Genomic DNA, 20,025 nt, shown 5'->3' with positions numbered 1-20,025 from the left:
TCAGTCTGTGAACGTTCACAGACACTTCCGCACGGCGGGCCCCGAGCCCCGGCTCAGCACCCCCGATACAGCACCCCCGACACGGCATCCCTGACACGGAGGAACCATGCAGAGAAACCGGCTCGCAGTGGCGGCGGCCGCGGCTCTCGCCGCCACCCTGGCCGCCGGCTGTTCCGGCGCCGCCCAGGAGCCGGCCGCCCCGGCCGCGCAGAGCTCGGCCCCCGCGGGGCCGGTCAAGCTCACCTACTGGACATGGGTTCCCAACATGGACAAGATCGCGGCGGCCTGGAACAGCGCCAACCCCGACATCCAGGTCACGGTCAGCAAGCAGGCCGGCGGCGACGACGCGGCCGCCAAGTTCCTGACCGCGGCCAAGGCGGGAAACCCCCCTGACCTGGTCCAGGCCGAGTACCAGATGCTGCCCTCCTTCGTCGCCGCCGACGCGGTGGCCGACCTCTCCGGCGACGTGGCGCAGGCGAAGGGCGAGTTCGGCGAGGGCGTCTGGGGGCTGGTCACGCTCGGCACCGACGCCGTCTACGCGCTCCCCCAGGACAGCGGCCCGATGATGCTCTACTACCGCCAGGACCTGTTCGACAAGTACGGCATCGAGGTCCCCAAGACGTGGGACGAGTACGCCGAGGCCGCCCGCACCGTACGCAAGAAGGACCCCAAGGTCTTCCTGGGCACCTTCTCCAGCAAGGACCCCGGCGCCTTCGTCGGCCTCGCCCAGCAGGCCGGCGCCCAGTGGTGGTCGATCAGCGGCGAGTCCTGGAAGGTCGCGGTCGACGACGACGCCACCAGGAAGGTCGCCGACTACTGGGGCGGCCTCGTCAAAGAGGGCGCCATCGACGACCAGCCGTACTTCACCCCCGAATGGAACAAGGCGCTCAACGACGGCAAGCTGCTGACCTGGCCCTCGGCCGTCTGGGCACCGGGCGTGCTGTCCAGCAACGCCCCCAAGGCCAAGGGCAGATGGGCGATCGCCCCGCTGCCGCAGTGGGGCACCGGCGAGAACGCCAGCGGCTTCTGGGGCGGCTCCTCCACCGCGGTCGCCGCCAAGTCCGCCAACCGGGCGGCCGCCGCGAAGTTCGCGACCTGGCTCAACACCGACCCCGAGGCGCTCGCCCTGCTCGTCAAGGAGGGCGCGGTCTACCCGGCCGCCGCCAAGGGCGGCACCATGCTCGGTGAGGCCCCCGACTACTTCTCCAACCAGCCCGACTTCTGGCAGCAGGCCGCCGCGATCTCCGCCACCGCGCGGGGCTTCACCTTCGGGCCGAACGTCGGCGTGACGTACAACGCCTTCAAGGACACCTTCGACAAGGCCGTACAGGACAGGTCCGCGTTCTCCGAGGCCGTCGGCAAGATGCAGGAGGCGACGGTCGCCGACATGCGGAAGTCCGGATTCCAGCTCGCCCAATGACCCCGATGACAAAGCGTCCCGGCGGCGGCGCCCGCACCGCGAGCGCCGTCCCCTACCTCTTCCTCGCACCGGCCATGGCGCTGTTCACGCTCTTCATGGCCGTCCCCATCGTCTACACGGCCTACCTCAGCCTGCGGCGCACCAAGGTCTCCGGACTCGGCCTGGGCAAGGGCTCGCGCCGCGAGGTCTTCGCCGGCCTCGACAACTACACCGCGACGCTCGCCGACGGCGAGCTGTGGGCCGGCTGGCTGCGCGTCCTCGGCTACGGCCTGCTGGTGCTCGTCGTCATGCTCGGGCTCGCCCTGCTCTTCGCGCTGCTGCTGGACTCGGCGCACGTGCGGCTCGCGCGCTTCTCCAGGATCGCCGTCTTCCTGCCGTACGCGGTGCCCGGCGTGGCCGCCACCCTGCTGTGGGGCTTCCTCTACCTGCCGAGCCTCAGCCCGATCCGCCAGGTGCTCGACGTCGACCTGCTCGGCTCGGGCACCGTGGTCCTCTCCATGGCGAACATCGCGGTCTGGGGCGGCGTCGGCTTCAACATGCTGGTGCTCTACACCGCCCTGCGCGCCGTACCCAGGACCTACTACGAGGCCGCCAGGATCGACGGGGCGAGCGAGATCCAGACAGCGCTGCGGATCAAGATCCCGATCCTGCTGCCCGCGATCATCCTGACCACCGTGTTCTCCGTCATCGCCACGATCCAGGTGTTCACCGAGCCGACCACGCTGCGGCCGCTGACCAACACGATCAGCTCGACCTGGAGCCCGCTCATGAAGGTCTACCGCGACGCCTTCGTCACCGGCGACCTCTACTCGGCCGCCGCCACCTCGATCGTCATCGCGGCGATCTCCCTCGTCCTGTCCTTTGGTTTCCTGCGCGTCGTCCGCGACCGCGCCTTCGGAGAGAGCTGATGGCCGGCACGAACCACACCGCCGCACGGCGGCTCCCGTACGGGATCGCACCGACCGCGATCCTGCTGCTGGGCGCGCTCTACTGCCTGCTGCCGGTCAGCTGGGTGCTGGTCGCCGCCACCAAGTCGAAGGCGGAGCTCTTCTCCACCTCGACCTTCGCCCCCGGCACCGGGCTGCTCACCAACCTCGCCGACCTGGCCGCCTACCGCGACGGCGTGTTCTGGCTGTGGATGCTCAACACGCTGTTGTACGCCGGCGGCGGCGCCCTGCTCTCCACCGCCGTCTCCGCGGTCTCCGGCTACACGCTGGCCAAGTACCGCTTCCGGGGCCGGAACCTGATCTTCAACCTGCTGATCGGCGGCATCCTGGTGCCCGCCGTGGTGCTGGCCATCCCGCAGTACCTGCTCTTCTCCCGGATCGGGCTCGCCGACACCTACTGGTCGGTCCTGCTCCCGCAGATCCTGCACCCATACAGCATCTATCTGGCGCGCATCTACGCCACCGCCGCCGTCCCCGACGCCCTGCTGGAGGCCGGGCGCATCGACGGCGCCGGACACTGGCTGCTGCTGCGCCGGGTGGCGCTGCCCCTCATGATCCCGGGCATGGTGACCATCTTCCTGTTCCAGTTCGTCGCGATCTGGAACAACTTCCTGCTGCCGTTCATCATGCTGGGCGACGACCAGAGGTTCCCGCTGACCGTCGGGCTCTACACGCTGCTCGCGGCCGGGGCCAACCAGCCCTCCCTGTACAACCTGATCCTCACCGGCACCCTGCTGTCGATCATCCCGCTGATCGCGCTCTTCCTCACCATGCAGCGCCACTGGCGGACCGACCTGGCCGGCGGGGCCGTGAAAAGCTAGTGGCCGTGCCGTACCGGGTGGGTCCGGGACGCGGCCGGTCGAGGGGAAAATGGGGAGCATGGCGAAGCGTCCGACCATCCATGACGTCGCGGCGGTGGCAGGGGTCTCCCGGGGAACGGTCTCCCGGGTGCTCAACGACGACCGGTACGTCAGTCCCGCGGCGCACGCCGCGGTCAGGCGGGCCATCACCGAGACCGGCTACATCGTCAACCGCAACGCCAGGAGCCTGGTCACCCAGCGCTCGGGGTCGGTCGTCATGGTGCTCTCAGAGCCGCAGGAGAAGGTCTTCGAGGACCCGAACTACAGCACGACCATCCGCGTCGCCATCCGCCGGCTGGCGACGCGCGACGTTTCCCTGGTCATCATGATGGCCGGAGACGACGGCGACCGCGAGCGGGTGGTCCGGTACGTGCGCGGCGGCCACGCCGACGGGGTGCTGCTGATGTCCACCCACGCGGGCGACCCACTGGTGGACGCCCTGGAGACCATCGGAATCCCGGCGGTCGCCTGCGGCGCGGTGATCGGCAAGGAGAACGTGATCCCCTACGCCGCGGCCAACGACCGTGAGGGCGCCCGGCAGATGACCCGCTACCTGGTCGGGCTGGGCCGCAGGAGGATCGCCACCATCACCGGCCCCATGGACACTCCTGGCGGCAGCCAGCGGCTGGAGGGGTTCGCCGACGTACTCGGCCGCAAGGCCTCCAAAAGGCTGATCGAGCACGGCGACTGGACCCAGCTGGGCGGGGAGAGCGCGATGGCCCGGCTGCTGGAACGTGCCCCCGACATCGACGCGGTGTTCGTCGCCTCCGACCTGATGGCCGCGGGCGCGCTCGCCGCGCTGCGCGCCGCCGGGCGACGGGTGCCCGAGGACGTCGCGGTGGGCGGCTTCGACGACTCGGCGGTGGCGCTCACCACCCATCCGCCGCTCACCACCATCCGCCAGCCCCTGGAACGGGTCGCCGAGGAGACGGTTCGCCTGCTGCTCGCCCTGATCGACGGCGCCGAGCACGTGGAGCCGGTGATACTGCCCACCGACCTCATCGTGCGCGAGTCGACCTGAGCCGATGTGCGCGGGCGGCCCGCGACGCGGACCGCCCCCCCGTCCGGGGTACGCGGACGGGGGGGCGGTGGCGAGGTGTGCCGTGTTGCGGTACACCGTTCCGCGCGAGGTCAGCGAGCGGCGGAGGAGCCGTTCACGGTCAGGACCTGCTCGGTCTCGATGGCGGGGAAGGTGCCGGTGTCGATGATCCCGTGCTCGTGGAAGGCCGCCTCCAGCAGCGCGTGAGCCTTGGGCTCCAGCTTCCACAGCGCCCGGTACTCGCGGGCGGTGGCCAGGGAGACGCCGGTCTCGTGGGCGATGTCCGTCGCCCGGGGCACGAACCTCCGCTCGATCTGCTTGTCCCAGTACTCCCGCGCGGCACGCATCAGGGCCGCGCGCTGCGCCGTGTCGACGACCGGCGGCGGTCCGTCCAGCACCTGGATCTCGTCGTCATCGTCGTCGATGACCGATCGTCCCGCGGCCACCGCGGGGCGCATCGGCTCGGGCTCCGGGTCCCACGGCACCGGCGGGGTCAGGTCGATCAGCGCGGAGGTGTTGTAGAGGGCGCCGATCTGGGAGAGCAGTGCCTCCTGGCGTACCGAGTCGACGGCCAGGCCGGTGTGCTCCACCGCCCGGTCCATGGCACGGTCCAGCTTGGTGAGGGCCGCGCGCATCTTCCGGTCGGACGCCCCGGACTCGCGGAGCGCGCGGGCGCGCTTGGCCGCCAGCGCGACCCGGGTCAGCCTGCGGTGGGCGTCGACCTCACTCGCCGTACGGTCGCTGACCTCGGCCAGCCCGATGCGGACCAGCGCCCGCTCGGGGGTGAGCCGCCAGTTGATGCGCGAGCGCCCGCTGATCCGGTGGCGTTCGATCGCCATGCCGCGCTCCCAGAGCCACGCCGCCACCAGGGGCGCGGCGAGCCGGAAGATGGCCTCGGCCATGCTGCGGGCGTCCATGCTGGACAGCACCGCGGTCAGGCCGGTGAGCGCCCACACCGCGATGCCGTCGATACCGGCCGAGAAGTTCTCCCGCATGTTGCGGCGGGCCCGGACCGCGCTGGTGATGACGGCGACCTCGATGAAGGCGAAGAGCAGCAGCCGCAGCGGGCCGTCGAAGCCGAGCACGTCACCGGAGAAGCGCCACATGCCCTGGGCGGAGACGCCCGTGGCGATGCTGGCGGCGACGATGGTGAGGATGTCCTCCACCGGACGGGGCGCGACATGAGAGTGGAAGAAGCGGACCGCCATTCGCTGGACGGCGCGGAGCGCGAAGTAGGCCACGACCAGGAGGACGAGAGCGAACACGCCGATGATGATCGTTAACACCGGCTGGTCGGATGCGAAGGTGGTGATTTGATCGATGGGGGGCATCAGTCACTGTCCGTCAGTCTCGATGTCCGACAGGATATCTACGCGATCATTCCAGAATGTCGGCGTCCTGTTCGCCAAACGGGCGCTCACCCGAGTGACAGAAGTGCACACAGTTGCGGCACGGGCGAGTAAGAACCTTCGTCCCGCTCCGCCGGTCCCCCTGCCACACCTGCCCGTTCGCCGTCGTGACCAGCACTGTCAGTGGTTACCAAGTCAACTTTCAGATGACCACAAGAGCCGGTGGCTAGCGTCTTCGACGTAAGGGAAGGCACCGGGCGCCGCACTCGACGAGGAACACCGCGCCCGATCCGCGGAGGAGCCGGGCATGTCCAGGATCGATGTCGACGACCTCCCGTTCGAGGGCGCCGAGCCGGGCGAGGTCGCCGGCGGCCGGTGACCCCGTCCTGGCGCGACGGCCAGGGCCAGGTCGGCGAGTGGTGGGCCGACCGGCGACAGACTCGCCGCCCCGGGTGGGAACAGACCCCGTCCAGGGCGGCGCTCCACCTGCCGTGGATGCCGGAAGGCAGGTCAGACGTCCGGGAGAGGGACCTCTCCCGGAGTACGGACCCGCCGGAGGTACCTCGGCTGACAAGCGCCTTCCTTCCGGAAGGTGCCGAACCGGCCAGGGCCGGGAGGGGGGAAGGCGCGGCACACGCCGCTCTCCCGGCCCCGGCCGGTCGGGCATCGATTGCTCTGGCGCGGCGGAGCGGGATTCCCGTTCCGCCGCGCCTTCATTTCCCAGAGCCAAGGCTCGGGTCTCCACACTGGAGGTATTCGATGAGTGACCTCGGAACGACGCTCGCCTCCGGGGTGCGGCTGCTGCGCGGCCTGCCTCGCCGCCGCGCGGAGGTGCCGCAGGCCCGGCAGTCGGCCGCCGCGTGGGCGGCCGACCATCCCGAGGTGAAGGCGGAGTTCGTCGTCGACGAGTCTCCCGGCACCTCGGTGGTCGACTTTCACCTGCTGCTCCAGGATCCGGAAGGCGGGGCGGTCGCGCTCACCGCGCAGGCCGACGACGGCGTCCCCCAGCCGATCGGCCACTCCATGCACCGGGCGGCGGACCTGCTGGTCAGCGTGGACGGGATACACCTGTCGGCCGCCCAGGCGCTCACCATGATCCGCTCGCTGTCACACCGCGACGCGACCCCGCACGACGAGATCGTCGACCGGTGCCTGATCCTGAACGAGATCCGGCACGACGACACGCCGGTCGGCGACGAGGAATCGCAGGCCGCGGCCGACGAGTTCCGCCGCCGCAGGGAGGCCGAGCTCGGCCCGGACTACCTGGCCGCGCACCCCGGGAAGTTCGACCGGGTACGCGCGCTCTGGAGCATCGGATCCGAGCGGCGCCTCGCGGACATCTCCGGTGACCCGATGGAGCTCCTCGGCGCGGCCTTCAGCGGCCCCAACGACGAGATCGAGACGACGATCGCCGAGCGCCTCGCCTTCGAGCTGCCCGAGCCGCTGCGTGACGCCGAGCCGGGAGACGTCGTCGGGCCGGTGGCCCATGCCGGCACCTTCCTCACCGGGGTCGTCCTGGGGCGCGCGGACGCGTCGGCGGACGAGCGGACCCTGGCCGCGGCCGGGCGGGTGGCGTTCACCGAATGGCTGGCCGAGCGCCGCGCCACGGCCTCGATCGAGTGGCACTGGTCATGACCGACAGGGTTCCCACGGCCACCGGCGGCTCCTCGCGGAACAAGGTCTTCCGCGAGGAGCCGCTCCGCCGCCACCAGGTCGATGATGATCCGCAACAGCACGCCGGTGGGCCTGTGGGTGCTGGTCACGCTGCCGGTGGTGACCGCGACCGGGTTCGCGCTCCTGCTGCGGACGGTCGACACGTGCCTTTCAGGACCGGTGGGCTCGCCTGAGCTGTTCGACGACCCGGTCGAGGGTCTCGATCGGGGCGGTGTACGGCACCCGCAGCCGGTTGGCCCGGGTGCCGTCAGATGAGAACACCGGCCCCGGGAGCAGGCTGAGTCCTGCCTCGGCCGCCTTCCCCGCGAGTGCCTCACCGGACACACCGTTCAGGCGCAGCCAGAGCGCCAGGCCGCCCTGCGGGAGGGAGAAGCTCCAGGCGTCGTCCCCGTCCAGGCTTACGGCCAGATGGTCGCGCTGGCGCCGCAGCTCGCTCCTGCGCTGGCCCAGCAAGCGGCCCATGAGGGGTAAGACCTCACAGGCCACGAGCTGCTCCATGGGCGGCGGGGCGTACAGATCGCTGATCGGGTCGAGGAGGAGTTCACGGATCAGCGCGGCCGGGCCCCGGATCCATCCCACCCGCAACCCTCCCCACACGGTCTTGCTCAGGGAACCGATCGTGACGGCCCGGTCGATCCGGGGCTCGGGCACCGGATGGTCGCGCAGGTCCAGGTCGCGCACGGTCTCGTCCACGATCACGGTCACCCCGTACCTGGCCGCCAGCTCCGCGACCTTCCGGCGGTCCTCGGAACCCATCAGCACTCCGGTCGGGTTTTGGAAGTCGGGGGTCAGCAGGGCGGCTCCCCCCGCAGCCTCGCGGAAGGCGGTGGCGAGCTGGTCGTCGTCCCATCCCGCCGCGGTGACCCGCACGGGGACGGTACGGATACCGAAGCGCCTGAGCGTGGCGAGGCTGTCGAAGAAGGTGGGGTTCTCCACCACGATTCTGCGCGGGCCGAGATGGGTGACGAGCAGCGCCAGCGCGGCACGGGCTCCCGAGGTGACCAGGATCTGTTCGGGGCGGGTGGCCGATCCCTCTCCGGTGTGACGCCGGGCGATCAGCTCGCGCAGCTCGGGCAGGCCGGGTCCGGGCTCGCCGCTCTCCAGCAGCAGCCCCGCCGACCTGCCGAGCGCGCGGGTGACGGCGTCGGTGACGATCGCGCGCGGGGCGGCGGGAACGGCGCGCCGCAGGTCGAGGAGCGAGCCCCGGCCGTCCACCGACAGGGGCGCGTAGCGCTCACCGAGGTTCCGCGGCAGCCGCACCCTGCTGCCACTGCCGTGCTCGGTGACGAGCCAGCCCTCCTCGCGCAGCCGGGACAGGGCGGCGACGACCGTTCCCCGGCTCACCCCGAGCTCACCGGCCAGGCGCCGTTCCGAGGGCAGCCGGTCCCCGACGCGTACGCGCCCGTCGAGCACCGCCTCGCGCAGCGCGACGGCCAGCGCACCCGCGAGAGGGCCGCCGAATCGCCGCCATCCTGCCAGAACATCCTTGAGCACTGGTCCAGTTTGCCGTGATTGGACCACGACGCGAACATGCTCCGTTTCCTAGCGTCGAAGCATGAACGTCAGACCCGACGCGGGCACCGCTCCCATTCCCGGCTCTCCGCACCTCGGCGGCGGCCCCTGGCCTGGACCAACGAACACCAACAGCGACCAGCAGCCCGAACCGTCACACAGCGGCGGAGAGTATCGGCACGGACCATCGAGCGCCGACGGCGACCAGGAGCCCGGACCGTCCGGCGGCGGGGACGACCGCCTGTCCGGGGTGCCGAAGGCCGATCACATCCGCGGACCCCTGGGAGCCGACCGCGCCCGCGTACCCGAACTGATGGAGGCCACCCGCGCTTACGCCGTGCGTCTCCTCGCCGGGCTCGACGACCGCCCGGCGGCGCGGACGCCGGTGCGACCGGCGCCCGAGTCCCTGCCGGAGACGGGAATCGGTCTGGAGGGGGCGATGGAGATGTTCGCGCGGCGCTGGGAACCGGGCTTCGCGGCCAGCGCGGGCCCCCGCTACCTGGGCTTCGTCACGGGTGGCGCGACACCCGCCGCGCTGGCGGGCGACTGGCTGACCGGCACCCTCGACCAGAACCCCACCTCCGGCCTGGACTCCCTCGCCCCGGACCTCGAACGGGAGACGGTCGCCTGGCTGCGCGACCTCTTCGGCCTGCCGCCGGAGCACGAGGGGACGTTCGTCAGCGGTGCGACTATGTCCAACTTCGCGGGCCTGGCGATCGCCAGGGAGTGGCTGGGCGAACTGCGCGGCGTGTCGGTGGCCGAGGCGGGCGCGGCCGCGCTCGGGCCGGTGACGGTGCTGTCGGCGAGCCCGCACTCCAGCGTCGTCAAGTCGCTGTCCATGCTCGGGCTGGGACGGTCGGCGATCCGGCACGTCGGCGTCCTGCCGGGGCGGGAGGCGGTGGACGTGGCCCTGCTCGCCGAGGAACTCGACCGGCTGGATGGCGCACCGGCGATCGTGGTCGCCAATGCCGGCACGGTGAACACCGTCGACTTCGACGACCTGCGCGCCATCGCCGCCCTGCGCGAGCGTCACCCCTTCTGGCTGCACGTGGACGCCGCGTTCGGCGCCTTCGCCGCGCTCTCCCCCGAGCACGCCCACCTCGTCGCGGGCCTCGGCGAGGCCGACTCGGTCTGCGCGGACCTGCACAAGTGGTTGAACGTGCCCTACGACAGCGCGATCCAGTTCACCCGCCGCCGTGACCTGCAGGCCCGCGTCTTTTCGAACTCGGCCGCCTATCTCACCCCGCTGAGCGAGGAGCCCGACTTCGCGCACCTGACCCCGCAGAACTCACGGCGCCTGCGTGCGCTACCAGCCTGGTTCACGCTGGCCGCCTACGGACGCGAGGGGCACGCGGAGATCGTCCGCCGCGACATCGCCCTCGCCGCCGGGCTCGCCGAGCGGATCGCCTCGATGGCCGCCTACCGGCTGCTCGCCCCGGTACGGCTCAACGTGGTCTGCTTCACCCTCGCCTCCGCCCCCTCCCCCGAACGGATCGGGGAGGTGGTCGGCGCGATCACCGAGTCCGGCGAGGCCTTCCTCACCCCGACGGTCCACGCCGGGGTGCCCGCGCTGCGTGCCGCGTTCAGCAACTGGCGCACCACCGAGGCCGACGTCGGCAGAATCGCGAAGATCCTGGAATCGGCCGCGCCCCGGTCGTGACGACGCTCCCGTAGGTCAGGCCACCTGTGCCACCGGCGGTTCCAGCGTGATGACGGCGGACACCTCGGCGCGCAGGCGGCGGCTGAGTGACTCACGCTGGGAGACGACGGTGACGTGCACACCGCACTCGGCGAGCCAGCAGGCCAGATCGGCGAAGTAACCGTCGCCCGAGCCGATCACGACCCGGTCGAACCGCTGGTCCATCCGGTCGCCCCGGGCGGCCTCGGCCAGGGCCTGGTCCGCGCCGTCGGGGCCGGAGCGGGCCAGCAGCTGCACACCGTGAAAGGCGATCCCGACCGGGACGAGCGCGCCGTGATTGACCGCGACGACGAACTGGTCCATCGGGCCGATCGGGACGACCCGCCGGTAGAGGGTCATGACCTCGGCGACCGCGAGGGTGGTGGGGCGGGTGGATCTGGTCAGGTTCTCGATGTCCAGCAGGTGCACGGCCCGCCCGGAGCGGAGCCGCCGCCTGCCGCGTGACGTGCGGGCCTGGAACCGGTCGATGCGCGTGGTGGGGGTGATCACGTGACATCGGTTCCTTCCATGATGTTGTTTAGTGTCCAATAAAGTTCAGTAAAACACGTGTTGATGGAATCGACCAATAACTTTGAGGACGCTGTATGGAGGTGACAAACTCAGGTACGTTCCAATCGACACGGACATCGAGCCCGAAGAACCCGTGAACGGGACGACCGGGCAGACCTGGACCGATATGAAGGAGCCGATGAACCGGGACGTCCGGCCGACCGGATGGACAGGGACGTCCAGGTGACCGCGGCGGATAATGGGGAGCCGGTGGACAAGGACGTCCGGGCGACCGCGACCGACACGGAGGACCAGGTGGACAGGGACGTCCAGGTGACCGCGGCGGACATCGCCCGGCTGGGTGACGTGGGCCGGGCCGCGGTGAGCAACTGGCGCCGTCGGCACGACGACTTCCCCCAACCTGTCGGCGGCACCGCGACCAGCCCCGCCTTCTCCCTCGGCGAGATCAAGGAGTGGCTGCTCGGCCACAGCGAGGGCAGGGCGCTCCCGGCCCGCGAGTGGCTCTGGCAGGACCTGCGCGCGGGCGTGCCGGAGGAGGATCTCGCCGACCTGATCGCCGACCTCGGCGCCTTCCTGGTCTACCTGGACCGGGAGGGTGACGACTGGGCGGCACTCTCCGCCGCCGACGACGCGGCCGTGGCGGCCGTGCTTCCCGAACGGGTCCTGGCCGCGTGCGCCGCGCCGATGCGGAACCCGCCGCCGCCGAAGTGCCTCATCCGGGGACGGCTGCCGCTGCTGCGCCGGGTGGCCGCCCTGGCCGCCGAGGACGGCGCCGGGAAGACCTTCGGGTTCCTCCGCGAGCGCTACTTCGAACTGCACACCAAGCGGATGTACGCCACCCCCGAGCCGGTCGCCCGGCTCATGGCCGAGCTCTGCGGCCCCTCCCCCGAGCTCGTCCTCGACCCGGCCTGCGGCTCGGGAACGCTGCTGAAGGCGGTGCGCGACCGCACGGACGGTGGTGTACGCCTGCTCCTCGGCCAGGACGCCGACGAGGCGACCGCCCGGCTGACCGCCGCGCATCTCGCGCTGCACGCCGCCACCGTGCGCGTCTCCTCCGGCGACTCCCTCCGGCAGGACGCGTTCTCCGGCACCCTGGTGGACGCGGTCGTGTGCAACCCGCCGTTCAACGACCGCGCCTGGGGATACGAGGAGCTGACCGCCGACCCCCGCTGGGAGTACGGTCTGCCGCCCCGGATGGAGCCCGAACTCGCCTGGGTCCAGCACGCCCTCTCCCACCTAAGGCCCGGCGGCACCGCGGTCATGCTCATGCCGCCCGCCGTGGCCAACCGCAGGTCAGGGCGCCGGGTCCGCGCCCAGCTGATCCGCCGGGGGGCGCTCAGGGCGGTGATCACGCTCCCGCTCGGCAGCATCCCCAACACGGCGGTCGCCCTGACCCTGTGGATGCTGCGCAGACCCGCGGACTCCGGTACGCCAGGTCACGTCCTGATGGTCGACACCTCCGACCGGCAGGAGGGCTTCGCGCGGGTCGCCGCGGACGCCTGGGAACGCTTCGAGGCCGGTGCGGACGTCGACGAACCGGGCGTCAGCCGGGCCGTCCCGACCATCGACGTGCTCGACGACGACATCGACCTCACCCCCGCCCGATACCTCGCGCCACCGCCCGCGGACCTGTCGCCCGAGCGTGTCACCGGGCAGCGCGACCGGGTGGCCGACCTCCTCCGCCTCGTCGCGGAGCTGGCGCCGACCGTCGAGTCGTCCCGGGGACCGAAGGACCTCCCGATGGTCCCGCTCGCCGAACTCCTGCGGCGCGGCATGCTGACGATCCACCACCAGAGCCCGGTGCGGCCCGGCGAGCCTTCCGAGGTCCCGGACGGCCTCACCGTCCTCACCGCCGAGGACGTCGTCGACGGCACCTCGCCGACCGCGACCACGCCCGGCACGGCCGTACAGCACGAGATCATCGTGCGGCCCGGTGACGTGCTGCTGCCCAATGTCGCACGGCGACCGGTGGCGTGGGTCGCCGGGGAGGGCGGCCCCGTCCTCGGCCTCCGCCTCTCCCTGCTCCGCCCCGACCCCGCCCTGCTCGACCCCCATTTCGTGGCGGGCTTCCTGAGCGGCTCGGTCAACCTGCGCAACTACACCACCGTGGGCAGCCGCGCCCAGGTGGACATACGCCGCGCGGAACTCCCGCTGCTGCCGATCGAGGAGCAGCGGCTGTACGGCGAGGCGTTCAGGAGGCTGGCGGAGTTCCAGGCTTCGCTGCGCCGGGCCGCCGCCCTCGGCGAGGATCTGATCCAGCTGATATCCGACGGCCTGACCCACGGCGCCGTCCGGCCCTCCCCCGAGAAGCGGACGAAGGAAGAATCCTGAGCGGTGACCACCAGGGGTACGCGGACCGCATCTGGTCGGTCGCCGACGAGCACGGCTCCATCCGCAGGCGCCGACCTGCCGGGCCCGGCCGGCTGCACCGCGAACGCCGGCGACGCTGAGACCGATCCCGCCGAGATTCGGCATGATCAAACCCGGTGAACGTATCCGGTCCCGGTCACCGCACTAGACGAAGGCCGTGACGCCCTCGTATTCCGCTACCGGGGCAGCGCCGACGGTCTCGTACTCGAGCAGCAGCAGGCCGTTCGCCGTCACCTCGTGGCGGACGAGTCGGAGGCCGGCGGGTGCGCCCGGGTGGTCGAGCAGCCGCCGCCCGGAACCGGTCACGACCGGGGCGACGACGAGCCGGAGTGTGTCGACGAGGCCCGCCGCCAACAGGGCGTTGCCGAGTCGCGCGCTCCCGTGGATCTGGAGTTCCCGTCCTGGCCGCGTCTTGAGTTCCCCGACGGTCTGGATCGGGTCACCGCGCAGCACGGTCGTCGGATGCCAACTCCCTTCGGTGCGGGTGTTGGTCACCAGGTACTTCGGTAGTGAGTTCATCCGCTCGGTGTACGGGTCGTCCGGGTCGGTGATCCGCGGCCAGTCCCGAGCGAACGCTTCGTAGGTTCGCCGCCCGAGCAGCAGACCGTCGGCGAGGTCCAGCCAGTCGGAGGTACGCCGGACGAAGAGTTCGTCCAGGTGGGGCACGAGCCAGCCGCCCCGGGTGAAGCCGCCGCTCGTATCCTCGGTCGGCGAGCCGGGGCCCTGGCTGACCCCGTCGAGGGTGACGAACTCGGTGAGAGCGATCTTCACCGCGTGGTCCGGCTCTCCGCGACCACGGCGAGTTGCTTGGTGACCGAATCCCAGCCTTCGAGGAAGCCGAGTTCCTCGTGGCGGGCGCGGGCGGCCGGATCGCCGTGCCGGACGACGATCCGGTAGTCCGTGCCGTCCGGATGGTCGCTCAGCGTGATCTCGGCTGTCATGGGCACCGGCGCGGGATTCGCGGGGCGCCAGGCGCTGTCGATCGCGTTCGTGAACACGATCCGCTCGGACTCGTCGACGACGAGGAAGGTCGCGTCGATGTGCGGGACGAAGTCCACCCCGTCGTCGCTCAGTCGCGTCACGAACGCGCCGCCGGACCGGACGTCGAGGCGGTCGACGCGGCACACGGCCGGCGCCGGGACCCACCATTTCTCGAACAGGGACGGATCGGTCCACGCGCTCCACACGGCGGCGCGGGGGGCGCGGATGACCCGCTGCAGGGTCAGGTCAAGGTCGGGGTTCACAGTTGTGTCTCCTTCGGGTCGGTGACGAGGTGTTCGAGCCGGTCGGTGCGCTCTTCCCAGATCCGGCGCTGCTCTTCGAGCCAGCCGTCGACGAGAGCGAGACGGTCGCGGTTGAGCACGCAGGTGCGCACCCGGCCGAGCTTGACCGTGCGGATCAGGCCGTTCGCCTCAAGCGTCCGCACGTGCTTCATGAAGGAGGGAAGGGTCATCGGGAACTCGCGGGCGAGATCGCCCACGCTCGTCGGGCCGCGGCCGAGGCGTCGGATGACGCCGCGTCGCGTCGGGTCGGCGAGGGCGACGAACACGCCGTCGAGCTCGGCCGAATACTGTGCCATGCAGCTAAGTATTTCCCGCCGAAACACTTAGCGCAAGGGCAAAGTATTCAGGTCGCCCCAGATCCCCACCCGGCATGCGAGTGTCCGCGCCCGCAGGGCTATGGGCACGGAGCAGGCCGATCAGATGGTTCCAGGTCTCGCGGTCCATGCTGCCCTCGGTCGGCGGAGCGATCGTGATGGGCCATCTGATCATGCTCGTACATAGGCTGCGTCCGGGAGCGGAGGCGGCATGAAGCCGGTGAGGCCGTCGCCGGCAAGTTCTCGCAGCCAGTCGGTGGCACTGGAGGGCACGACCGGCCACCGGGCTGAAAGCGAGGTCGATGGCTGGGGCATCTCGCCATTCTCCTAGGTCGGGGAGATACCCAATCGCAGGTCACATCCAGCGAAGGGGTGTGCGTAAGCCGATGGGTCTCTGGATGACTTTGGGCGTTCAGTACGTAACAGGGCCTGAGAAGGTCAGGTAGGGATGTTCCGCATTCAACCATCTGCGGTCCAGCCGCACCCCGGTAGCCAGCTCGATGCCCGTCAAGAAGCCCGCCTTCCAGTCCCAGTTGTCGTCTCTCCCGATCCAGGCGGTGTCCTCGTAGTCGAGGAAGAACCCGCTGATCGCCGTCAATTCCGGCCACCATGCCAGGTTCGGGTGGTCCTCAGGGCGTCCAGGGAACAGCCCGTCGATCGACAGGAGAACCTCGCCGTCGACGGCGAGGGACAGGTAGTTCACGGAGTTGACGTTCCACCAGGCGTTGTAGACGCGGGCATTTGTGCTCAGGGGCCGAGTCACCGCCGGAGGCACCCCGAGATGGTCGAGTCCGTACAAGACGATCGCCGACCCGGCCCGGTCCACGGCCACCGGAGGCGGATTCAGGCGGTAGTCGGGAAGGTCGACGACGTCAAGGCCGGCCGCTTCGTGGACCTCGTGCCCGGCGCCCCTGCTCAATCGGGTACCGATGTCCTCCACGGTGAGAGGCACCGCGCCGGCGTTGGGGACGACGACCGTCCAGCACAACGCCACATCCAGTGCAGGTGGTACGGGCTCGCCGACAAGCCGCCGATAGTGCCTGTACACCTCATCGGCCGCGGGCCGTCCGTCATCCACGTGATGGTCTCTTTCGTCATTGCCGAGTGGGGCGAGGAAGATCTTCGCGGAGGACGGGACAGCGTGACCACCCGTGCCGATCCGGGGAGTGGGCGGGCTCTTGCGCGGCGTGCCGGCCGGTGACACGGCGGCGGCCGTTGGAGCCGCCGATCCGCTGGCGGTGCACGGCCTCGGCATCGTGGTCGAGCTCGCCGGGCAGGGCCGGCTACGGGTGCCGGTCGCGGCGGCGTTCCCGCTCGCCGAGACCACCGCCGCGCACGAGCTGAGCGAGAGCCGTCACGCCCGCGGGAAGATCGTGCTGGTGAACTGACCACACGCGGCATGGGGCGTGCAGATCACTTCGGCCATTCGTGTACTCGACCTCGGAAACCGACACATGGATCAAGCGTTCGCCCGAGCCGGCGAGAGGAGGTGGTGCCGGTTCAGCCAGCCGGCGATGGCCTGCCCGATGGCGTGCGGCTGGTCCTCAGGGGCCTGGTGTCCGGCGGGCCCGATGCCTTCGATTTCGAGGGCGGCGATGTTCCGGCGGGCCCAGTCCACCATCTCCGGGGAGGCGATACCAACGCCTTCCTCGACCGTGAGGAGCAGTTTGGGCACCTCCGGGCTGGTGGCGAGCCATGCGCCGTAGGCGTCCATGCGTTCGGCCACATCGGCCGGTTCACGGTCGTAGGGGATCTCGCGCGGCCACTGCAGGAGCGGACGGCGCGACGCCGGCTCGCGGTAGGGCGCCCGGTAGACGTCGTGGTCGTGCGGGCTGAGTCCCTTCTTGATGGCGAAGGGGTGGGGCAGGGCGTACTCGATGGCGGCGTTCTCCTCCAGCAGCAGCCGCTCGCCGAGCCCGGGGGTGCGCAGCGCCTGGGAATGGTCGATCACCTCCTGCGGCAGTTCCGCCCACATCTGCGGCCGCAGGAACGTCTCCAGGAGGGCGACGCCGCGCACCAGGCCGGGGTGGCGGGCGGCGCGGTCCATGGCCAGTGCGCCGCCCCAGTCGTGTCCGACCAGGACGACCTCCTCCAACCCCATGGCCTCGAACCACGCGTCCAGGTAGCGGGCATGGTCGGCGAAGCGGTAGCCGATGTCGGGTTTTCCTGAGGCGCCCATCCCGATCAGGTCCGGGGCCAGGATCCTGGCGCGATCGGCGACGTGCGGGATGACATTGCGCCAGATGTAGGACGAGGTGGGGCTGCCGTGCAGGAACACCACCGACGACTCCCCCTCCCCGGCCTCCGTGTAGGCGAGGTGGGAGTCCATGACGGCGACAGTACGCATGATCGTTATGTCCTTCGATGAGTTGTGTGCCAGGACTCTAAATCCACATGTTTCCAACTGTCAACTTCCCAACCAATTCTGATACAACCATCATTGAGACAATCATCAGGGCGCCGGCATCACGCCCGGAGGCGAGACCCGTGCCCGAACAGGCAAGGAACGTCGTCAACGACGAGGCCGGCCCCCACCCCTACGGCCAGGCCGCCAGTTGGAACCAGACCGACTTGCCGTACGGGTTGTCGCCGTCACGCTCCGGACCTACGAGCCACTGATGGTCCCCGGACTGCTCCAGACCGAGGCGTACGCATACGCCCTGCTGGGCGATGACGAGGCGTCGCGGCCCGCCTGGGGCGTCAGAGCATTCTGACCCGCGAGAACCCGCCGACCCTCCGCTGCGTGATCAGCGAGACGGTCCTCAACCTGCTGGTGGGAGGTCCCGATGTCATGCGTGCCCAACTGGAGCACATCGCCGCTATCGCCTGCCCGCGAATCAGCGTGCAGGTCGTTCCCTCCGGTCACGTCCGTTCCGGCCTGCTGGCCGGATTCGCGATCGCGCCCCTGGAAGACGGCGGCGAGGTAGCGTATTTGGAAACGGCCATTCGCGGACTGACGACCGGCCACCGGGACGACATCACAATGGCCGTCCAGCGGTTCGAGGCCATTCGCATCCAGGCCCTGCCGCCGAACATGTCGACGGACCTCATTAAGAGAACGGCGGAGGAGAAATGGACCTGAGCAAGGCACGGTGGCGCAAGTCAAGCCTCAGCGGCAACAACGGCGGAAACTGTGTCGAGGTCGCGGAGCTCGAAAACCTCACCGAAGGCCCCGCCCACAAACCCGGACACCCCCAGCTGATCGCCGTACGCGATTCCAAAAACCCGCACGGCCCCAACCTCTTCTTCACCCCCGCCGAATGGACCACCTTCATCAACGGCATCAAGGCCGACGACTTCGACCTACCCCGCCGAACCTGAGACCTCGGTGTCACCATCCCCCTCGCTGTAATCCGGCAGTGCGCCGTGAGAGCACGGCGAGGGCGATAGGTCCTCTCCCCACCTCTTCATTTGTCACCGGAAGCGCAAGTTCTCCATGTCTCTCATGATCGCTTCTATCTCGGCCCTGTCGGCGGGGTCGTCTGCCAGTCGCTGGGCATCGGCGCTGGCCTGCTCCATCCAGCGAACACGGTCCCGCTCCGCCCTGCGGAGCCCTGCCGCGAGGCGGATCGCCTCGCCGATCACATCGGCGGCGGACCTGTCGTCGGAGGTCAGCTCGGAGAGGATCCACTCCGTGTCCGAGTAGATCTCAACAGTCAACATGCCCACATCCTCGCCACAGGGTGACCCATCCCGCAGGACGACGCCCCAATCAGCCTTGGGAATCATCAAGTCCTAAGCGTCGGCAAGGCCAAGCGTCAGCCAGGTCCCATCGCGCGAGGGGTGGACAGCGCGATCAACACACATCCCTGGTCGAAGCGCCACCGCCTGTCTTCGACCGGCTCAGCCATCTCCTGATCCATCCTCACGGCGGCCTCGACAGCCATACGATCTTCAGCGCACTGTGGCCCCACGTTCACCCCGAGATGAAAGGCGATGACATGGCCGGGACCGTTCAGCATCGCGTCTACACGATCCAGGAGGGCCTGCTGGAGGAGTGGGCGGAGAAATGGCGATCGCAGATCGTGCCGCTCCGCCGTGAGTTCGGGTTCGAGATCCACGGCGCCTGGCTGGACCATGAGCGCAGCCAGTTCATCTGGGTGCTCTCGTACGACGGATCCGAGAGCTTCCAGGAACGGAACCAGCGGTACTGGGACTCTCCCAAGCGCGCCGAAATGGGCTTGGATCCGTCGCTCTACCTGGTGGACCGGGTGGTTCGCGAGGTGACCGCCGTCTCCTGACCGTCGGTGAGGGGCAGCATGTGACCGCGTTGTTCTTCCACCGTCAGGCTCCGGTAGACGCGGCCTCGTGCCAGGGCTTGTAGCCGGTCCAGGTCCGGCTCGGCCTGCCAGATTCGCGCCGTGCCATCGAACGACGCGGTGAGCAACTCCTGCCCGTCAGCGGACCAGGCGATAGAGCTGATCTTTCCGCGATGGACACCGGCGATGGTGATCTCCTCACAGCGCTCGGCATCCCAGACCCGTACGGTGCAGTCATCGGATCCGGTGGCTATCCGGGTGCCGTCCGGCGACCAGGCAACCGCATGGACGCGGCTTTCATGGCCGTACAGGACACCTGTCTACCTGCCGGAGGCGACGTCCCAGATGCGGGCGGTTCGGTCCGCCGAACCTGTGACCACACTGGTCCCATCAGCGGACCAGGAGACGCAGTCGACCCAGCCGTCATGTCCGCGCAGAACCGTGTGCTGCTCTCCGGCGGCAATGTTCCAGATGCGGGCAGTGCGGTCGTCGGAGGTGGAGGCCAGCATTTGTTGCGTCGGGGACCAGGCAAGCGAGATGACCCAGTCCTGGTGAGCGGTCAGGGTGGTGAGTTGTCGTCCGTCGGCCGCGTCCCAGACGCGAATGACCCGGTCGTGACCGTCGGTGACCAGCCTCGTCCCGTCATGTGACCAGGCGACACACTTGAGGTACTCCAGAGATTCCGGACAGATCGCTCGCTGAATCCTCCTGCGAAAACCTCGGCAAGCGATCACCGAAGGCCGGCGGGGAACATGACGGGCCTTTCCCACGGCACTGCGCATTGACCGA

Annotated in this window: 22 protein-coding genes and 1 pseudogene; 12 read left to right on the top strand and 11 right to left on the bottom strand. The window is 70.0% G+C overall.

From position 1 onward, the window contains the following. The first annotated feature begins 106 nt into the window (after positions 1–106). The 4 genes from ACFQVD_RS00340 to ACFQVD_RS00325 are packed head-to-tail and all read left to right on the top strand — an operon-like array spanning position 107 to position 4,248. Complete coding sequence (locus ACFQVD_RS00340; protein ID WP_364155728.1) at positions 107–1,420, top strand: ABC transporter substrate-binding protein; 1,314 nt, start codon at positions 107–109, stop codon at positions 1,418–1,420. Between the two features lie 5 nt (positions 1,421–1,425). Then, positions 1,426–2,328 carry a carbohydrate ABC transporter permease gene (locus tag ACFQVD_RS00335; protein WP_343961957.1) on the top strand — a complete coding sequence of 301 codons (903 nt, stop codon included), beginning with the start codon at positions 1,426–1,428 and terminating at the stop codon, positions 2,326–2,328. After that, positions 2,328–3,188, top strand: a complete 861-nt coding sequence (locus ACFQVD_RS00330) for a carbohydrate ABC transporter permease (protein WP_343961955.1) — start codon at positions 2,328–2,330, stop codon at positions 3,186–3,188. Before ACFQVD_RS00335 ends, ACFQVD_RS00330 begins: the two co-directional genes overlap by 1 nt. A gap of 58 nt (positions 3,189–3,246) precedes the next feature. Beyond that, a complete protein-coding gene (locus ACFQVD_RS00325; RefSeq protein ID WP_343961953.1) occupies positions 3,247–4,248 on the top strand; it encodes a LacI family DNA-binding transcriptional regulator in 1,002 nt (333 codons plus the stop codon). A gap of 110 nt (positions 4,249–4,358) precedes the next feature. Here the strand turns inward: ACFQVD_RS00325 and ACFQVD_RS00320 are convergent, their stop codons facing one another. Next, positions 4,359–5,531 (bottom strand): hypothetical protein, encoded by a 1,173-nt coding sequence (locus tag ACFQVD_RS00320; RefSeq protein ID WP_343961951.1) that lies wholly within the window; start codon positions 5,529–5,531, stop codon positions 4,359–4,361. An 843-nt stretch (positions 5,532–6,374) separates the two neighbouring features. Between ACFQVD_RS00320 and ACFQVD_RS00315 the strand changes: the two genes are divergently transcribed. Beyond that, on the top strand, positions 6,375–7,250 hold the full coding sequence (locus ACFQVD_RS00315; protein ID WP_343961949.1) for a hypothetical protein: 876 nt from the start codon (positions 6,375–6,377) through the stop codon (positions 7,248–7,250). A gap of 189 nt (positions 7,251–7,439) precedes the next feature. Here the strand turns inward: ACFQVD_RS00315 and ACFQVD_RS00310 are convergent, their stop codons facing one another. Next, positions 7,440–8,783 carry an aminotransferase-like domain-containing protein gene (locus ACFQVD_RS00310; protein WP_343961947.1) on the bottom strand — a complete coding sequence of 448 codons (1,344 nt, stop codon included), beginning with the start codon at positions 8,781–8,783 and terminating at the stop codon, positions 7,440–7,442. A 61-nt stretch (positions 8,784–8,844) separates the two neighbouring features. Here ACFQVD_RS00310 and ACFQVD_RS00305 point away from each other — a divergent pair, with 61 nt between their 5' ends. Next, positions 8,845–10,461 (top strand): pyridoxal phosphate-dependent decarboxylase family protein, encoded by a 1,617-nt coding sequence (locus ACFQVD_RS00305; RefSeq protein WP_343961944.1) that lies wholly within the window; start codon positions 8,845–8,847, stop codon positions 10,459–10,461. Between the two features lie 15 nt (positions 10,462–10,476). Here the strand turns inward: ACFQVD_RS00305 and ACFQVD_RS00300 are convergent, their stop codons facing one another. Further along, positions 10,477–10,989, bottom strand: a complete 513-nt coding sequence (locus ACFQVD_RS00300) for an NYN domain-containing protein (RefSeq protein ID WP_343961941.1) — start codon at positions 10,987–10,989, stop codon at positions 10,477–10,479. A 225-nt stretch (positions 10,990–11,214) separates the two neighbouring features. On the opposite strand from ACFQVD_RS00300, the gene ACFQVD_RS00295 reads away from it, so the two are divergent. After that, the gene (locus ACFQVD_RS00295) at positions 11,215–13,341 is read left to right on the top strand and encodes an N-6 DNA methylase (RefSeq protein ID WP_343961939.1); all 2,127 of its coding nucleotides are present in this window, start codon (positions 11,215–11,217) and stop codon (positions 13,339–13,341) included. Positions 13,342–13,524: 183 nt separating this feature from the next. Here ACFQVD_RS00295 and ACFQVD_RS00290 read toward each other — a convergent pair whose 3' ends face one another. The 4 genes from ACFQVD_RS00290 to ACFQVD_RS00275 all read right to left on the bottom strand — a co-directional run bounded on the left by ACFQVD_RS00290 (position 13,525) and on the right by ACFQVD_RS00275 (position 16,055). Continuing rightward, on the bottom strand, positions 13,525–14,151 hold the full coding sequence (locus ACFQVD_RS00290) for a dihydrofolate reductase family protein (protein WP_343961937.1): 627 nt from the start codon (positions 14,149–14,151) through the stop codon (positions 13,525–13,527). Then, positions 14,148–14,624 (bottom strand): SRPBCC domain-containing protein, encoded by a 477-nt coding sequence (locus ACFQVD_RS00285; RefSeq protein ID WP_343961935.1) that lies wholly within the window; start codon positions 14,622–14,624, stop codon positions 14,148–14,150. Before ACFQVD_RS00285 ends, ACFQVD_RS00290 begins: the two co-directional genes overlap by 4 nt. Further along, positions 14,621–14,959, bottom strand: a complete 339-nt coding sequence (locus ACFQVD_RS00280) for an ArsR/SmtB family transcription factor (RefSeq protein WP_343961933.1) — start codon at positions 14,957–14,959, stop codon at positions 14,621–14,623. Before ACFQVD_RS00280 ends, ACFQVD_RS00285 begins: the two co-directional genes overlap by 4 nt. Positions 14,960–15,389: 430 nt before the next feature. After that, positions 15,390–16,055, bottom strand: coding sequence for a DUF6461 domain-containing protein (locus tag ACFQVD_RS00275; protein WP_343961931.1), 666 nt, complete (start codon positions 16,053–16,055; stop codon positions 15,390–15,392). A gap of 106 nt (positions 16,056–16,161) precedes the next feature. On the opposite strand from ACFQVD_RS00275, the pseudogene ACFQVD_RS00270 reads away from it, so the two are divergent. Next, positions 16,162–16,365: pseudogene (locus ACFQVD_RS00270) on the top strand (zinc-binding dehydrogenase); the annotation flags it as partial. A gap of 71 nt (positions 16,366–16,436) precedes the next feature. Here the strand turns inward: ACFQVD_RS00270 and ACFQVD_RS00265 are convergent. Beyond that, entirely contained in the window at positions 16,437–17,381 is a 945-nt protein-coding gene (locus ACFQVD_RS00265; protein ID WP_343961929.1) for a haloalkane dehalogenase, read from the bottom strand. Positions 17,382–17,532: 151 nt separating this feature from the next. Between ACFQVD_RS00265 and ACFQVD_RS00260 the strand changes: the two genes are divergently transcribed. The 3 genes from ACFQVD_RS00260 to ACFQVD_RS00250 are packed head-to-tail and all read left to right on the top strand — an operon-like array spanning position 17,533 to position 18,298. Continuing rightward, complete coding sequence (locus tag ACFQVD_RS00260) at positions 17,533–17,691, top strand: Scr1 family TA system antitoxin-like transcriptional regulator (protein WP_386368341.1); 159 nt, start codon at positions 17,533–17,535, stop codon at positions 17,689–17,691. A 29-nt stretch (positions 17,692–17,720) separates the two neighbouring features. Next, on the top strand, positions 17,721–18,059 hold the full coding sequence (locus ACFQVD_RS00255) for a Scr1 family TA system antitoxin-like transcriptional regulator (RefSeq protein WP_386368338.1): 339 nt from the start codon (positions 17,721–17,723) through the stop codon (positions 18,057–18,059). Next, a complete protein-coding gene (locus ACFQVD_RS00250) occupies positions 18,050–18,298 on the top strand; it encodes a DUF397 domain-containing protein (RefSeq protein ID WP_343961927.1) in 249 nt (82 codons plus the stop codon). Before ACFQVD_RS00255 ends, ACFQVD_RS00250 begins: the two co-directional genes overlap by 10 nt. 93 nt (positions 18,299–18,391) lie before the next feature. Here ACFQVD_RS00250 and ACFQVD_RS00245 read toward each other — a convergent pair whose 3' ends face one another. Further along, entirely contained in the window at positions 18,392–18,640 is a 249-nt protein-coding gene (locus tag ACFQVD_RS00245; protein ID WP_343961925.1) for a hypothetical protein, read from the bottom strand. A 278-nt stretch (positions 18,641–18,918) separates the two neighbouring features. Between ACFQVD_RS00245 and ACFQVD_RS00240 the strand changes: the two genes are divergently transcribed. Next, positions 18,919–19,218 (top strand): NIPSNAP family protein, encoded by a 300-nt coding sequence (locus ACFQVD_RS00240; protein ID WP_343961923.1) that lies wholly within the window; start codon positions 18,919–18,921, stop codon positions 19,216–19,218. Here the strand turns inward: ACFQVD_RS00240 and ACFQVD_RS00235 are convergent. Next, complete coding sequence (locus tag ACFQVD_RS00235) at positions 19,173–19,547, bottom strand: WD40 repeat domain-containing protein (RefSeq protein WP_364155767.1); 375 nt, start codon at positions 19,545–19,547, stop codon at positions 19,173–19,175. The two genes, ACFQVD_RS00240 and ACFQVD_RS00235, sit on opposite strands and share 46 nt — an antisense overlap. 9 nt (positions 19,548–19,556) lie before the next feature. Beyond that, entirely contained in the window at positions 19,557–20,018 is a 462-nt protein-coding gene (locus ACFQVD_RS00230; protein WP_364155750.1) for a WD40 repeat domain-containing protein, read from the bottom strand. Positions 20,019–20,025 lie beyond the last annotated feature (7 nt).

This window comes from Streptosporangium amethystogenes subsp. fukuiense (assembly GCF_042665875.1).
GTDB lineage: Bacteria > Actinomycetota > Actinomycetes > Streptosporangiales > Streptosporangiaceae > Streptosporangium > Streptosporangium fukuiense.
This window is presented reverse-complemented; position numbering and strand designations above follow the sequence as displayed.

Excerpts from the sequence above, each read along its gene's own strand:
- ACFQVD_RS00340 (WP_364155728.1), top strand. The coding sequence starts at position 107 with ATGCAGAGAAACCGGCTCGCAGTGGCGGCGGCCGCGGCTCTCGCCGCC.
- ACFQVD_RS00305 (WP_343961944.1), top strand. The coding sequence starts at position 8,845 with ATGAACGTCAGACCCGACGCGGGCACCGCTCCCATTCCCGGCTCTCCG.
- ACFQVD_RS00280 (WP_343961933.1), bottom strand. The coding sequence starts at position 14,959 with ATGGCACAGTATTCGGCCGAGCTCGACGGCGTGTTCGTCGCCCTCGCC.
- ACFQVD_RS00330 (WP_343961955.1), top strand. The coding sequence starts at position 2,328 with ATGGCCGGCACGAACCACACCGCCGCACGGCGGCTCCCGTACGGGATC.
- ACFQVD_RS00325 (WP_343961953.1), top strand. The coding sequence starts at position 3,247 with ATGGCGAAGCGTCCGACCATCCATGACGTCGCGGCGGTGGCAGGGGTC.
- ACFQVD_RS00240 (WP_343961923.1), top strand. The coding sequence starts at position 18,919 with ATGGCCGGGACCGTTCAGCATCGCGTCTACACGATCCAGGAGGGCCTG.
- ACFQVD_RS00230 (WP_364155750.1), bottom strand. The coding sequence starts at position 20,018 with ATGCGCAGTGCCGTGGGAAAGGCCCGTCATGTTCCCCGCCGGCCTTCG.
- ACFQVD_RS00250 (WP_343961927.1), top strand. The coding sequence starts at position 18,050 with ATGGACCTGAGCAAGGCACGGTGGCGCAAGTCAAGCCTCAGCGGCAAC.
- ACFQVD_RS00335 (WP_343961957.1), top strand. The coding sequence starts at position 1,426 with ATGACAAAGCGTCCCGGCGGCGGCGCCCGCACCGCGAGCGCCGTCCCC.
- ACFQVD_RS00245 (WP_343961925.1), bottom strand. The coding sequence starts at position 18,640 with ATGTTGACTGTTGAGATCTACTCGGACACGGAGTGGATCCTCTCCGAG.
- ACFQVD_RS00315 (WP_343961949.1), top strand. The coding sequence starts at position 6,375 with ATGAGTGACCTCGGAACGACGCTCGCCTCCGGGGTGCGGCTGCTGCGC.
- ACFQVD_RS00295 (WP_343961939.1), top strand. The coding sequence starts at position 11,215 with ATGGACAGGGACGTCCAGGTGACCGCGGCGGATAATGGGGAGCCGGTG.